Consider the following 13,743-nt stretch of genomic DNA (forward strand, 5'->3'; position numbering starts at 1 on the left):
TCCCCCACGGTTCCATGAGGTACCCCATGAAAAAGCTCGACCTGTACATCGGTGAAGGTTTCGAAGGCCCCGGCGTCAACGCCGCGCACATCAACATCCTGCTCGGCCCGCGCAGCGGCCCGGCCGGCCAGGCCTTCTCCAACAGCCTGGCTTCGCCCAGCCAGGGCCACTGCCCGTTCATGGTGATCGCCCAGCCGAACATTCCGGTCAAGCCGATGACCCTTTACGTGAACAAGGCCGAGATCGATGGTGACCTGCACGCCAACGCCACCTGGGGGGCTTCCCAGGCGGGCATCGCCAAGGCCGTCACCGAGGCGCTGCTGGACGGCACCCTGCCTCCGGAAGCGGAGGACGAATGGGCCATCGTCACCGCCAACTGGGTCAATCCGGGCTGCGACGACCTGGATGCCGTCTTCCGCAACAACTACAACGCCTGCCGCACCGCGATCCGCGCGGCGCTGACCTGCAAGCCCGAGCGTGCGCAGCTGGCCGACGTGGTCAACGCCATCGCCAACCCCTTCTACACCCCCAAGGCCTGAGGTCCGCACCATGCAATACATCCGTCTCGGCAACTCCGGCCTGCAGGTTTCCAAGCTGTGCCTGGGCACCATGAACATGGGCACCCCGGACTGGAAACCGTGGATCTTCGATGAGGCCAAGAGCGAGCCGATCGTGAAGCACGCGCTGGATGCCGGCGTGAACTTCATCGACCTCGCCGACTTTTACTCGGCCGGTGTCGGCGAGGAGGTGGTCTGCCGCATCCTCAAGCGCCTGGTGCGTCGCGAGGACGTGGTGATCACCACCAAGGTCGGCTACGGCACCCGTCCCGGCATCAACGCCAGCGGGCATTCGCGCAAGCACATCATGGATGGCATCGACGCCTCCCTGAAGCGCATGGGCATGGACTACGTCGACATCTACATGCTGCACTTCTACGACGTAAACACTCCGGTGGAAGAGGTGATGGGCGCGCTGAACGACATCGTCCGCGCCGGCAAGGCCCGCTACATCGGCGTGTCCACCATGCTCACCGGCCAGCTGGCGAAGATCCTCATGGCTTGCGAGCGCAATGGCTGGGTCAAACCGATCAACATGCAGCTGCAGCTCAACTGCGCCTACCGCGAGGAAGAGCGCGAGATGATTCCCTTCTGCCGCGACCAGGGCCTTGGCGTCTCGGTGTTCAGCCCGCTGGCGCGCGGGCTGCTGACTGGCGACGCGAACTCCACGCGCAACCAGACCGACTTCTTCACCCAGCAGATGTACGCCGACGAGGCCTCCTTCGAGATCGCCCGCTCCGTGCAGCGCGTGGCCCAACGCCGCGGCGTATCCAACGCGCAGATCGCCCAGGCCTGGGTCCTGCAGCATTCGGGCGTGGATTGCATGCTGGTCGGTGCCGACACCACCGCGCAGTTCGACAGCGCCCTGGCCGCGCTGGAAACCCGTCTGGACGACGAGGAAATCTATGAGCTCGAGCGCAACTACACGCCCTGCGACGTGATCAACGACTACAGCGCCGGCAAGCGTATCCTGCGCGCCGCCCGCCCCATGCGCGAAGCCTTCGCGCTGACGGAGGCGGTGGCATGAGCGCGCTGCTGAAGACTGGCCACTACATCGATGGCCAATGGGTGAATGGCGGCGCGACCTACCCGGTCCGCAACCCGGCCACTGGCGTGCTGATCGTCGAAGTTGCCCGTGGCGGCGCCGAGGAGACCAACGCTGCCATTGCCGCTGCTGAACGGGCGCTGCCGGCCTGGCGCGCACTCACCGCCAAAGAGCGCAGCGCGCGCATCCGTCGCTGGGGCGAACTGATGCTGCAGCGCCAGGACGACCTGGCGCGGCTGCTCAGCACCGAGCAGGGTAAGCCGCTGGCCGAGGCCAAAGGCGAGGTCGCCTACGCGGCGAGCTTCCTCGAGTGGTTCGCCGAGGAAGCCAAACGCGTGTATGGCGACGTGATCCCCTCGCACAAGGGCGATGCGCGCATCGTGGTGATCAAGCAGGCCATTGGTGTGGTCGCGGCGATCACTCCGTGGAACTTCCCGCTGGCGATGGTCACCCGCAAGGTGGGACCGGCGTTGGCCGCCGGCTGCACGATGATCCTCAAGCCTTCGGAAGAAACCCCGCTGTCGGCCTTCGCCCTCGCGGTGCTGGCGGAAGAGGCGGGCATTCCGCCGGGCGTGTTCAACATCGTTTCCGGCGACGCCCCGGCCATCGGTGGCGCGCTGCAGGCATCGGGCTCGGTGCGCAAACTGTCGTTCACCGGCTCGACCCGCACCGGCAAGCTGCTGATGCGCCAGGCGGCGGAGACGCTGAAGAAGGTCTCGCTGGAGCTGGGCGGCAACGCCCCCTTCATCGTCTTCGACGATGCCGATATCGAGGCCGCCGTGCGCGGCGCCATGGCCTCGAAGTTCCGCAACACCGGGCAGACCTGCGTGTGTGTGAACCGCTTCTACATCCAGGACGGGGTGTACGACGCATTTGTATCGCGTCTCACCGAAGCGGTGCGTGCCATGCGCGTGGGAAATGCGCTGGAAGGCGAAACCGAGCAGGGCCCGCTGATTAACGAAGCCGCGCTGGCCAAGGTCGAGCAGCATGTCGGCGATGCGTTGGAGAAGGGCGCGAAGCTGCTCTGCGGTGGCCGTCGCCATGCGCTGGGCGGCACCTTCTTCGAGCCGACTGTGCTGGCCGAAGCGAGTCCGAAAATGCTGATTGCCAGTGAGGAAACCTTCGGCCCTGTAGCGGCCTGTTTCCGATTCCTCGACGAGTCTGAAGTCCTGAGCCTGGCGAACGATACGCCCTACGGACTCTCCGCCTATTTCTACAGCCGCGACATCGGTCGCGTCTGGCGCATGGCCGAGGGCCTGGAGGCCGGCATGGTCGGTATCAACGAAGGAATCATCTCCACCGAAGTGGCGCCCTTTGGCGGCATCAAGGAATCGGGGCTGGGCCGGGAAGGCTCCAGGTACGGCATCGAGGACTACGTGGAGATCAAGTATTTGCTCATGGGCGGTCTGTCCGCCTGACGCTTCGCCAAGGCGTTCTGCCTCATCCGCCGCGCCCTCCGGGGCTCGGCGGCTCAACCTCGCTGTGTTTCCAATAACAAAAAGTCGGAGACGATCATGTCGGGTCAACCAGTCAAAATCGATGACCTGCCCATCGGCAGGTTTCACATCAAGATCGCCGGCCTCACCTTCGGCGCCCACTTCACCGACGGCTACATCCTCGGCCTCATCGGCATCGCCTTCACCCTGATCAACCCGCAGATGGCGCTGACGCCATTCTGGCAGGGACTGATCGGCAGCTCAGCGTTGCTCGGGCTGTTCTTCGGCAGCCTGTTCTTCGGCTGGATCTCCGACCACCTCGGGCGGCAGAAAATCTTCCTCATCAGCTTCGTGCTGATCACCGTTGCCTCGGTAATGCAGTTCTACGTCGAAACCGCGATGCAGCTGTTCCTCTGCCGGGTGTTGATCGGCATCGGCCTGGGCGGCGACTTCAGCGTCGGCCATGCCATGCTCGCCGAGTTCTCCCCGCGCAAGCAGCGTGGTGTGTTGCTGGGCTCGTTCAGCGTGATCTGGACCTTCGGGTATGTCGCCGCCACCTTCGTCGGCACCGCTCTGCTGGGGCTGGGCGATGATGCGTGGCGCTGGATGCTGGCGTCCTCGGCGATCCCCGCGGCGTTGATCCTGATCGCCCGCATCGGCACGCCCGAATCGCCGCGCTGGCTGATCCACAAGGGCCGCGTCGAGGAAGCCCGTGCCATCGTGCGCAAGCACCTGGGCGCCAACGTGGAGATCGACGAAGAAGTCATCACCCGCAAGCACGCCGGCTACAGCGCGCTGTTCAGCCGCGAGTACCGCAAGCGCACGGCCTTCAACTGCCTGTTCTTCATCTGCATCGTCATGCCGTACTTCGCCATCTACACCTTCCTGCCGTCGATCCTGCAGAAGATGGGACTCGCCGAAGGCTTCGGCACCGAGATGATGCTCAACGCGCTGCTGGTGGTCGGGGCCCTGCTGGGCATCTGGTGCACCATCAAGTTCAGCCGTCGCGGTTTCCTCATCAACTCCTTCCTGATACTCGCCGCTTCGCTGTTCCTGCTGGTGTTGCTGCCGGGCAGCATGGCCTGGCTGATGGTGGCGTGCTTCGGCCTGTTCACCCTGGTGCTGTCGGCGGTGAGCAACCTGGTCGGCGTCTACCCGGCGGAAAGCTTCCCCACTGAAGTGCGCGCCGGTGGTATCGGCCTGGCCACGGCGGCCAGCCGCCTGGGCTCGGCACTGAGCACCTTTCTGCTGCCGGTCAGTGTGGCGGGCATCGGCCTCAACCCGACCATGGCGATCCTTGCCGGCATTCTGTTGCTGGGGGCGATCATCTCCATCGCCTGGGCCCCGGAGACCAAGGACCTGACTCTGACTAACGCCTGCCGCGCCGAGTCAGGATCGGCACCTGGCGATGCGCCGGAAAAGGCTGCTCAACTGGCCTGACATCTCCCTGCGAGCTGAGCGAACGGGCGTGCCGGGAAACCGGTGCGCCCGTTCGTCTGTAGGCTCTGAAACGAGGCTTTACCGGGCAGTTCCTCAGATATCTGCGCTGATCATGTAGGAATTTGGCGCAACTGACTGGGGGACCATCCGTATCTATTTCTACCCCGATTTCAGCGCTCCGGATGGCGATTAAGGTAGCGGTCCCTGCCTCGGATTGCCGTCCCCGTACGTTCGTTCAACGGTGCAAAGGTCCCAGGCGATCACTCTTCAGCAAGGAGTCGCCATGCACCTGCGCCCCACCGTTACCGCCATCCTCCTCAATGGTCTGCCGTTGCTTCCCGCCTTCGCCTTACTGGCCTGCGCCGCCTCCCTGAGCGGCTGCATGACCGACCAGCAGTTCATAGCGCAGAACCAGAACGCGGCAATCAACACCGCCTTGTCCCGTGCACGCTTCGAACTCGATTGCCCGGACGCCACCGCCACCGTGCTGTCGAGCAAGGTCACCCAGTTCGCCTACGCCAACAACCGCACCGAATACACCATCGGTGCCCGCGGCTGTGGTCGGCAGGCGGTGTACATCGCCTTCTGCCTGACGCCCGACAGTTGCACCGCGGTCAGTGATACCGCGCGCCTCGGCCAGTGATGCAGCCACGTCGCCTACCTGTTCCGTTCACAAGAAACCGAGCCCAAGGAGGGTTCCTCATGCAAGCACCCAAGACTCTGCCCCTGTTCGCTGCGCTGGCCCTGGCGGCCATGGTCCCGGCGATGGCCGCCGATATTCCGCTGGGTACCGCGGTGGTGTCCGATGAGGTGGTGACCAAGGTCATCTCCGTCGATGCCAAGGACCGTCGCATCGTCGTCGAGGACGAGGCCGGGAAACCGCTGACCGTACAACTGACCGATGCTGCACAGGACCTGGGGCACCTCAGGGCGGGCGACTATATCGCCGCCCTGGTCGTCCACTCCGCTGCCTTTGACCTTGACACTCAGGTGCAGACACAGGCTCCCGGCGCTCTCGAAATCGATGGCGCGGCCATGGCCACTCCGACCAATCCGCATCCCGGAGGCGATGCATTCCGCATGGCCCGCGTCCAGTTGAAGATCGTCGGTATCAATCTCAAGAAGCATGAGCTGACCTTCGAAGGGCCGAACGGCGCGACCAAGGTGGTGCAGGTCGATGACGCCAAGCTGCGCAGCCGCATGAACGAGCTGAAGACGGGCCAGATACTGACAGTGACCTACGAGGACACCCTGCAGATCGTCACTGCTCATCCGGTCGCTCAATCGGCAGCGCCGGCCAAGTCCAGCAACTGATGCCCTCGCGGAGTTCCCGCCGTGGCGGGAACTCCCTTTTCCCGTTCCCTCGCCTTCGGGCAATCGCTGTGGATTGACTATGCGCCTGACTCCTTTGGGCTGCCCCTGCGCAGTACTACTCGCGACCGTATTCCTGACCGCCTGTGATCGGGCGGAAAAAACGCCCGTCGGGGCCGCTCCAGTCGCTGTCACGACCGTCGTGGCGAAGTCGGCCAGCCTGCCGGCGAGCATGACTTTCGTCGGACAGACCCAGAGTCCACAGGCGGTGGACATCCACGCGCGGGTGGATGGCTTCCTGCTCAGGCGCAACTACACCGAAGGCAGTGTGGTGAAGGCCGGAGACCTGCTCTTCGAGATCGACCACGCACCGTTCCAGGCCCAGCTCGATTCGGCCAGGGCGCAGTATGCCGCGCAGAAGGCCAGCTACGAACGCGCCAAGGCCAACCTGGATCGCGTGCTGCCGCTGGCGGCGGAAAAGGCCCTGAGCCCGAAGGACCGCGACGATGCCATCGGTACGGCCAAGTCTGCCGAGGCCTCCATGGAGGCGGCGCTGGCCCAGGTGAGGACGCAGGAGCTGAATCTCTCCTACACCTACGTGCGTTCCCCGGTCGATGGCGTCAGTGACTACGCCCACGTCAACGACGGGACCTATGTCAATGCCGGTAATAGCCTGCTGACCTCGGTGTCCACGCTGGACCCGATGCGCGTGGTGATGAGCGTGAGCGAGGAGCAGTTCCTCACCATCCGCGACCTGCGCGACAGCGGTCGCCTGGTGTTGCCGTCCGACGGCCGGCTCGAGGCGGACCTGCAGATGTCGGACGGCTCGCGCTACCCGGCGACCGGCGTGGTGAGCTTCGCGTCTTCCACTTTCAACCAGCAGACCGGCACCTTCATGGTCCGCGCCGACTTCGCCAACCCCAAGGGCAATTTGCGCCCCGGCCAGTTCGTGCGCATCACCCTGAAGGGTGCGAACTACGCCAATGCGATCCAGCTGCCACAGCGTGCCGTCATGCACGGGCCCAAGGGCGACTTCGTCTACGTGGTCGACGGCGACAAGGCCGAGGAGCGCCCGGTGCAGATGGCCGAGCCGTCCGACGAGTTCTGGCGAGTCGAGAAAGGGCTCAAGGCCGGCGAGCAGGTCGTGGTCGATGGCGCCGGAAAGCTCGCGCCCGGCGTCCCCCTGAAGATCACCGGTGACGCGCCGGCCGGCAGTTTCGGCCCGGCGACCCCCAAGGCAGAGTGAGGCGACCGTCATGCTTTCGCGATTCTGTATTGACCGTCCCATCTTCGCGATGGTGCTGTCGCTGATCATCATCATCGCCGGCGGCGTTTCCATCTTTGCCTTGCCGGTAGCGCAGTACCCGGACATCACCCCCATCCAGATCACCGTGACGGCGACCTATCCGGGCGCCGATTCGCAGACCATCGCTTCCACCGTGGCGGCGCCCATCGAGACGCAGGTCAACGGCGTCGACAACATGCTGTACATGCAGTCGGTCAGCTCGCCCACCGGGCAGATGACGCTGAACGTGTACTTCGACATTGGCACCGACCCGGATATCGCCCAGGTCCAGGTACAGAACCGCGTCAGCCAAGCGCTGGCGCAGCTGCCGCAGTCCGTGCAGCAGAACGGAGTGAACGTGCAGAAGCGCTCCTCCAGCTTCCTCATGCTGCTGGCGATCTACTCGCCTGACGGCAGCTTCGACCAGCAGTACGTGGGCAACTACGCCAACCTCTACGTGCTGGACGCGATCAAGCGCATCCAGGGCGCCAACCAGGCGCAGATCATGGGCGACGCCGACCTCGCGTTGCGCATCTGGCTCAAGCCGGACCGCATGGCGGAGCTGGGCATCACCGCGACCGACGTGCAGGACGCGGTCAGCCAGCAGAACCAGCAGTTCGGCGCCGGCAACATTGGCCAGGCGCCGTCCCAGGGGATGATGGAACTGACCTATCCGCTGGTTACGCCGGGGCGCATGAAGACTGCCAAGGAGTTCGAGCAGATCATCCTGCGCGCCGACGCCAATGGCACTGCGATCGTTCGGCTGGGCGACGTGGCCAGTGCCGAGATCGGTCTCAACCAGTACAGCATGCGCTCCTCGCTCAACGGCAAGACGGCAACCATGATCGCGGTCTACCAGCAGGCGGGCTCCAATGCCCTGGAAGTGTCGAAGAACGTCCGCGCCGCGCTGGCGAGCATGTCCACTACCTTCCCCCAGGGCATCGGCTATGCCGTCTCCCTGGATACCACCGAGTTCGTCCGCTCCTCGATCCATGAGGTCGTGGTTACGCTGCTGATCGCCATTGCCCTGGTAGTGCTCGTGGTGTTCATCTTCCTGCAGAGCGTGCGCAGCACGCTGATTCCGGTGGTCGCCGTGGTCGTGGCGGTAATCGGCACCTTCGGCGCGCTGCTGGCGCTGGGCTTTTCGATCAACCTGCTGACTCTCTTTGCCCTGGTGCTGGCCATCGGCATCGTGGTGGACGACGCCATCGTGGTGGTGGAGAACGTCGAGCGGAACATGGAGTCGTTCCACCTGAACGCCCATGACGCCACCGTGAAGGCGATGGAGGAGGTGACCGGCCCGGTGATCGCCATTGTGCTTGTGCTCTGCGCGGTATTCATTCCCGTGGCATTCGTCAGTGGTACCACCGGCCTGCTGTATCGCCAGTTCGCCCTGACCATTGCCTGCTCGGTGATCATCTCCGGCTTCGTCGCCCTGTCGCTGTCGCCAGCGCTCGCCTCGCTGATCCTCAAGCCGGGCCAGCATGCGCGCTGGAAGGGCTTCGAGTGGTTCAACCAGCGCTTCGACAGGATGACCCATGGCTTCGTCGGCCTGGTCTCCCTGGTCGTTCGGCGCATGTTGGTGGCGCTGGTGCTGTTCGCCGCCATGCTGCTGGGCATCGCCGCGCTGTTCTCGAGGATTCCCACCAGCTTCGTGCCCGAGGAAGACCAGGGCTACCTGCTGGTTGCCGTGATGATGCCGGACTCGGCGAGCCTGGATCGCACTGAGGCCACAACCGAGCAGATCGCGGCGATGTTCCGCGAGCACCCGGCCGTGCAGGACGCGTCGGCGATCTCCGGCTACAGCTTCATCGATGGCCAGAACCAGACCAACATGGGCACGGTATTCCTCAACCTGAAGCCTTCGGAACAGCGCAAGGGGGACGCGATGTCGGCCGATGGCATCATCCGCGCTCTCTACCCCAAGCTGGCGACCATTCCCCAGGCCCGCATCATCCCCATCAACCCGCCGTCGATTCCCGGCCTGGGTACCCAGGGCGGCTTCGAATTCTGGGTGGAGAACCGTGGCAACGGTGATGCGAAGGAACTCCAGGCCGCCACCTGGAAACTCATCGGCGCCGCCGCCAAGCGCCCGGAGCTGTCCGGCCTGATCAGTACCTTCCAGGCCTCGACCCGGCAGATGCGCGTCTCGGTGGACAACGCCAAGGCGGAGACCTTGGGCGTGCCGATGGCCGACGTGTACGGCGCACTGCAGACTCAGTTCGGTTCGGCCTATATCAGCCAGTACGTGCTGGGCAGTCGGGTGTGGCAGGTGATCGTGCAGGGCGATGCGCAATACCGCAGCTCGCCGACCGACCTGGGCTATCTCTACGTGCGGCAGAAGGACGGCAAGATGATCCCGCTGTCCGCCCTGGTGAAGACCGAATTCACCTCCGGCCCCAGTCTGGTGACGCGATTCAACAACTTCCCCGCGGCCAAGATCACCGGCAATGCCGGCCCTGGCTACAGTTCCGGCGATGCCATCAAGGCGATGCAGGAACTGGCCCTGCAGGAGCTGCCACCGGGTTACAGCTTTGCCTGGAGTGGCGAGGCCTTCGAGGAGAACAAGGCGGGTAACACCACGGTGCTGGTGTTCGTCTTCGGGATCATCATGGTCTTCCTCATCCTGGCGGCCCAGTACGAGTCCTGGTCGCTGCCGCTGACCGTGCTCAGTGCGGTGCCCTTCGGTATTTTCGGGGCGCTGGTGGCGATCTGGCTGCGCAGCATCTCCAACGACGTGTACTTCCAGATCGGCCTCGTCACCCTGGTGGGGCTGGCGGCGAAGAACGCGATCCTGATCGTCGAGTTCGTCATCCTGCAGCGACAGGCCGGGTTGTCGCCGCTGGACGCGGTGCTCAAGGCGGTCGAGTTGCGCCTGCGGCCTATCATCATGACGTCCCTGGCCTTCATCTTCGGTGCCGTGCCGCTGGCCATCGCCAGCGGGGCCGGGGCCAACTCCCGTCACTCCATCGGCACCGGCATCATCGGCGGCATGCTCGCGGCCACCAGCCTGGCGTTGCTGTTCGTGCCGCTGTTCTCCTACCTCGTCGAACGTTTCAGCGAACGACGGGAACAGTCCAGAAATTCCGTGACCGCGTTGGTGACGCCCCGTGGCGACACCACCCAGGAGGCGCACTGATGACCGCCAGGAAACTCATACTGGGGCTGGCCGTCTCGACCCTTGCCGGCTGCATGATCGGTCCCGATTATCAACGCCCCGAGGTCGCCATGCCGGCGGCCTACAGGGCGCACCTGAGCGCCACTACGTCCCAGATCGACGGCCCGTGGTGGGGCCAGTTCGGCTCTCCCACTTTGTCGTCGCTGGTCAAGGAAGGGCTGGCGAACAACCTCGACCTGCAACGTGCTACCGCGCGCATCGAGCAGTTTCGAGGTCAATTGCGCACGGTACGGGCGGGGCTGTTCCCGCAGTTGGGGGTGGGTGTCGGAGCCAGGCGTGCGCTGAGTGACCCGTTCGTCGACACACCGCTGGCCGGGTTCGACAGGGTAGGAAACCAGTACCAGGCAGGCCTCGATGCCAGCTGGGAGATCGACCTCTGGGGCAAGCTGCGTCGCCAAAGCGAGGCCGCAAGCGCGCAACTGCTCGGAGCACAGTACGCCCGGCGCGGCGTGGCGCTGAGCCTCGCCAGCTCCATCAGCGAGGGCTACCTCAACCTGCTGGCGCTGGACGAACAACTTGCCATCGCTGAGCAGACGGTGCAGGCGCGCAAGGACGCCCTGGACATCTTCCAGAAACGCTATGACCGAGGCGTGATCCGCCAGATCGAGCTCAGCCAGGCACAGAACGACTACTGGGCGACCCAGGCGGCGATTCCTCCCCTGAGAGCGAAGATCAGCGCGGCGGAGAACTCGCTGTCGGTGCTGCTCGGTCGAAATCCCGGCGCTATCGTGCGTAATGAACGCCTGTCCTCCTTGCGCGCGCCGAAGGTCCCGGACGTCCTGCCGGCCACCTTGCTGTCACGACGCCCTGACCTGCTGCAGGCCGAGCAGGCGGTGGTCGCCAGCAACGCGATGGTTGGCGCGGCGCAGGCGCTGTACCTGCCGGACCTGAACCTGTCGGGGATGATCGGCTTCAGCCGCGGCGAGAGCGGGCAGTTGTTCGAGAGTGCATCCAAGATCTGGAACCTGGCCCTGGGGCTCAACCAGACCGTGTTCGATGCCGGCGCAATCTCCGGGCAGGTGCTCCAGGCGAAATCCGAGTACCAACAGTCGGTACTTGCCTACAAGGGGGCGGTGCAATCGTCGTTGGCGGATGTGAACGATGCGCTGGTGGGCACACGGGAGACGGCGGCGCAGCTGACCGCGGTCGAGCAGCAGGTCAGCGCATTGCAAACCTACTCGCTGCAGGCGCGTCGCCTGTATGAGGGGGGATATTCGAGCTACCTGGATGTCACCACGTCGGAAGAAAAACTCTTCGACGGACAGTTGCAGGAAGTGAACAGTCGCCTGGCTTCGCTGAATGCGTTCAACACGCTGTATCTCTCCGTGGGCGGCGAGGTGGGCGCTGATATCCCGCTGCTGTTCAAACCTGTTGCGCTCAAGGAGGACTAGTTCGATGGCACTGGCACTTTCCCGTCGCCCCGGAGAGGAAATCCGCATCTTCTGTGGCGATGATGTGAGCGACGAAGAAATCCTCGAGGCAGTGCGGGGCGAGGGGGTAGCGGTGCGGATCGATGGTGTCTACGCGTCGCTTTCCCGTATGCCGATGAAGGGGATGATGGTGCGTCTTTCGATCCGCGCGCCCCGCTGTATCGAGGTGTTGCGCAACGAGTTGATCGACAAGTCGAGACGCCCCAGCGCCTGACAGCAAAGCCGCCGAAGCGCCTCTCGGAGGAGAGGCGCTTCGGGTGATCAGCTCTGGGGAACTACACGTGCTCCATTGCCGCTCCCCTCGATGTACACCGCCATGCCCTGGCCCAGGGTGGGGTTCACCGGCTGGGTCACCGAAACCAGCACGCCGCTGCGCATGCGCACGATGACCTGCTGGGCTTCCTTGGGTTGATCGTAAAGTTTCTTTTCCTCGTAGTCGCCACCCAGCGCTCCGCCCATTGCGCCAGCCACCATGGCCACATCACTGCCCGTTCCGCCCCCAATCAGGCCGCCCAGTACCGCACCACCGATGCCTCCAAGCACGGCGCCGACGCCGCTGTCCTGGTTGCTCTGCATTTGCGTCAAGGTGATCTGCTCGATGCGCCCGCTGCGGATTGCGATCTCGCCCGCCCCGCCGTTTCCCGCGTCGACCGTTGCGCAAGCGCTGAGGGAAAGGGCGATCAGGGTGCTGATGAGCCAGGATGTTGCTGGTTTCATGTCTCTGTACCTCGAGAATTGCAGGCGCGCCCTCATTGGCATGCCTGTTTCCTGAGGTTAAGGGGATGCTTCCGGCGATGCTGCGAGGGGAGGTGAGTACAGGAAATGTCGCGGCTGACTCCAGGAAGCTTCCGGCAGCACGCAGGAGAGAGCAGCATCAAGAATGGTCGCGCACGCCAGTCGAGGCATGTGACAGAGGCTTCACGAGGGGCTCCGTTACTCCCGCCTCTATCTTGGGCCGGGTCCTGGATTTTCGTGAGCCAGGGCCTGGCTTTTTTACGCTCGCGAAGGCCGCTTCACGGATTCCGCTCCACATTCAGCCAATGCTGGAAGCGCTCCACTTTCGACAGGCCCAGTTTGTCGCTGGCGATATCCAGCCAATAGCCGTAGGGACCGATCACCTCGACCGGGGTGATCGGCAACAGACTGCCGCTGGCCAGTTCCCTTTCGATCATCTGCCGGTCGATTACTGCCAGCCCGCCCCCGGCGAGGGCCGTGTGGATGACCTGGTCCAGGGTGCTGAATTCGATGCCGCGGGCGGCATCGACGTCGCTGCGGCCCACCGCTTCCAGCCAGTTTTCCCAGACCCGCAGGCGCTTGCCCTCGTGCAGGATGTGCAGCAGCGGGTGGTCATGCAGTTCAGGCGGTTGTTCACCGTCGAACAGCTCCGGGCTCGCCACGGCTATGTGGCGCTCCATCACCAGCAACTCGCTGTGGCAGTGGGGGGCCTGCTCCTGGCCGAAGCGGATGCGGCAATCCAGTTCGCCAGCGCTGTCGTCACCCTGCTGGTTGGTGATGCTCAGGTTGATGTCCGGATAGCGCTTGAGGAAGCTGCGCAGGCGCGGCGACAGCCAGCGTGTTCCCCAGGTTGGTGGCGCGAGGATGCGCAGGCGCTGGCGCAGGTTGGGCACGCGCACGGCCTGCAGGGCGCGCTCCATCTGGTCGAAGGCGTCGCCCAGGTGCGGGGCGAGGGCGCTGCCGGCCTCGGTCAGGGTCAGGCCGCGTGGCGTGCGTAGGAAAAGGCTGATTCCGAGGTATTCCTCCAGTTGCTTGATCTGCCGGCTGACGGCTCCCTGGGTGACGTTCAGGGCATCGGCCGCCCGATTGAAACTGCGGTGGCGGGCCACTTCTTCGAAGACGCGGAGCATGGTCAAGGGCGGCAGATTACGCATGGCGGGGCCATCCGGAAGTACGCTCGGGGCGCGGGCTTTTTTCGCTGATTCTAGCGATGGCGATGCCTTCGGAATATGCGTTTTTCTCGGGTTATGACTGCGATTTAGTCGTTTGTGTGGTGGTTCGGCCAAGGGCTAGTTTCGGCCGCGCTCACGAACCGGGGAGCACCGG

The 13,743-nt window shown here is 64.4% G+C and carries 12 protein-coding genes; 10 read left to right on the forward strand and 2 right to left on the reverse strand.

What is annotated here, in order from left to right; translation table 11 throughout:
- The first annotated feature begins 26 nt into the window (after positions 1-26).
- The 10 genes from fae to IB256_RS00560 all read left to right on the forward strand — a co-directional run bounded on the left by fae (position 27) and on the right by IB256_RS00560 (position 11,896).
- On the forward strand, positions 27-539 hold the full coding sequence (gene fae / locus IB256_RS00515; RefSeq protein ID WP_192292245.1) for a formaldehyde-activating enzyme: 513 nt from the start codon (positions 27-29) through the stop codon (positions 537-539).
- 10 nt (positions 540-549) lie between these two features.
- Entirely contained in the window at positions 550-1,584 is a 1,035-nt protein-coding gene (locus IB256_RS00520) for an aldo/keto reductase (protein ID WP_192400993.1), read from the forward strand.
- Positions 1,581-3,020, forward strand: a complete 1,440-nt coding sequence (locus IB256_RS00525) for an NAD-dependent succinate-semialdehyde dehydrogenase (RefSeq protein WP_192400994.1) — start codon at positions 1,581-1,583, stop codon at positions 3,018-3,020. Before IB256_RS00520 ends, IB256_RS00525 begins: the two co-directional genes overlap by 4 nt.
- Before the next feature lie 96 nt (positions 3,021-3,116).
- Positions 3,117-4,478, forward strand: a complete 1,362-nt coding sequence (locus tag IB256_RS00530; RefSeq protein ID WP_192292236.1) for an MFS transporter — start codon at positions 3,117-3,119, stop codon at positions 4,476-4,478.
- Between the two features lie 283 nt (positions 4,479-4,761).
- Entirely contained in the window at positions 4,762-5,121 is a 360-nt protein-coding gene (locus IB256_RS00535; RefSeq protein ID WP_192400995.1) for a hypothetical protein, read from the forward strand.
- A 59-nt stretch (positions 5,122-5,180) separates the two neighbouring features.
- Entirely contained in the window at positions 5,181-5,792 is a 612-nt protein-coding gene (locus tag IB256_RS00540) for a hypothetical protein (RefSeq protein ID WP_192400996.1), read from the forward strand.
- 199 nt (positions 5,793-5,991) lie between these two features.
- Entirely contained in the window at positions 5,992-7,035 is a 1,044-nt protein-coding gene (locus IB256_RS00545) for an efflux RND transporter periplasmic adaptor subunit (RefSeq protein WP_192292227.1), read from the forward strand.
- Positions 7,036-7,045: 10 nt separating this feature from the next.
- On the forward strand, positions 7,046-10,213 hold the full coding sequence (locus IB256_RS00550; RefSeq protein WP_192400997.1) for an efflux RND transporter permease subunit: 3,168 nt from the start codon (positions 7,046-7,048) through the stop codon (positions 10,211-10,213).
- Positions 10,213-11,643: an efflux transporter outer membrane subunit gene (locus IB256_RS00555; RefSeq protein WP_192400998.1), complete on the forward strand. Its 1,431-nt coding sequence runs from the start codon at positions 10,213-10,215 to the stop codon at positions 11,641-11,643. Before IB256_RS00550 ends, IB256_RS00555 begins: the two co-directional genes overlap by 1 nt.
- A gap of 4 nt (positions 11,644-11,647) precedes the next feature.
- A complete protein-coding gene (locus tag IB256_RS00560; RefSeq protein WP_192400999.1) occupies positions 11,648-11,896 on the forward strand; it encodes a hypothetical protein in 249 nt (82 codons plus the stop codon).
- A 47-nt stretch (positions 11,897-11,943) separates the two neighbouring features.
- Here the strand turns inward: IB256_RS00560 and IB256_RS00565 are convergent, their stop codons facing one another.
- Together IB256_RS00565 and IB256_RS00570 are read right to left on the reverse strand one after the other, a co-directional pair.
- Positions 11,944-12,399, reverse strand: a complete 456-nt coding sequence (locus tag IB256_RS00565) for a hypothetical protein (RefSeq protein WP_192401000.1) — start codon at positions 12,397-12,399, stop codon at positions 11,944-11,946.
- A gap of 296 nt (positions 12,400-12,695) precedes the next feature.
- Positions 12,696-13,571, reverse strand: a complete 876-nt coding sequence (locus tag IB256_RS00570) for a LysR substrate-binding domain-containing protein (protein WP_192401001.1) — start codon at positions 13,569-13,571, stop codon at positions 12,696-12,698.
- Between the last annotated feature and the right edge of the window lie 172 nt (positions 13,572-13,743).

This window comes from Pseudomonas sp. PDM17, from assembly GCF_014851985.1.
Taxonomy (GTDB): domain Bacteria; phylum Pseudomonadota; class Gammaproteobacteria; order Pseudomonadales; family Pseudomonadaceae; genus Pseudomonas.

Excerpts from the sequence above, each read along its gene's own strand:
- fae (WP_192292245.1), top strand. The coding sequence starts at position 27 with ATGAAAAAGCTCGACCTGTACATCGGTGAAGGTTTCGAAGGCCCCGGC.
- IB256_RS00520 (WP_192400993.1), top strand. The coding sequence starts at position 550 with ATGCAATACATCCGTCTCGGCAACTCCGGCCTGCAGGTTTCCAAGCTG.
- IB256_RS00525 (WP_192400994.1), top strand. The coding sequence starts at position 1,581 with ATGAGCGCGCTGCTGAAGACTGGCCACTACATCGATGGCCAATGGGTG.
- IB256_RS00530 (WP_192292236.1), top strand. The coding sequence starts at position 3,117 with ATGTCGGGTCAACCAGTCAAAATCGATGACCTGCCCATCGGCAGGTTT.
- IB256_RS00535 (WP_192400995.1), top strand. The coding sequence starts at position 4,762 with ATGCACCTGCGCCCCACCGTTACCGCCATCCTCCTCAATGGTCTGCCG.
- IB256_RS00540 (WP_192400996.1), top strand. The coding sequence starts at position 5,181 with ATGCAAGCACCCAAGACTCTGCCCCTGTTCGCTGCGCTGGCCCTGGCG.
- IB256_RS00550 (WP_192400997.1), top strand. The coding sequence starts at position 7,046 with ATGCTTTCGCGATTCTGTATTGACCGTCCCATCTTCGCGATGGTGCTG.
- IB256_RS00555 (WP_192400998.1), top strand. The coding sequence starts at position 10,213 with ATGACCGCCAGGAAACTCATACTGGGGCTGGCCGTCTCGACCCTTGCC.
- IB256_RS00560 (WP_192400999.1), top strand. The coding sequence starts at position 11,648 with ATGGCACTGGCACTTTCCCGTCGCCCCGGAGAGGAAATCCGCATCTTC.
- IB256_RS00565 (WP_192401000.1), bottom strand. The coding sequence starts at position 12,399 with ATGAAACCAGCAACATCCTGGCTCATCAGCACCCTGATCGCCCTTTCC.
- IB256_RS00570 (WP_192401001.1), bottom strand. The coding sequence starts at position 13,571 with ATGCGTAATCTGCCGCCCTTGACCATGCTCCGCGTCTTCGAAGAAGTG.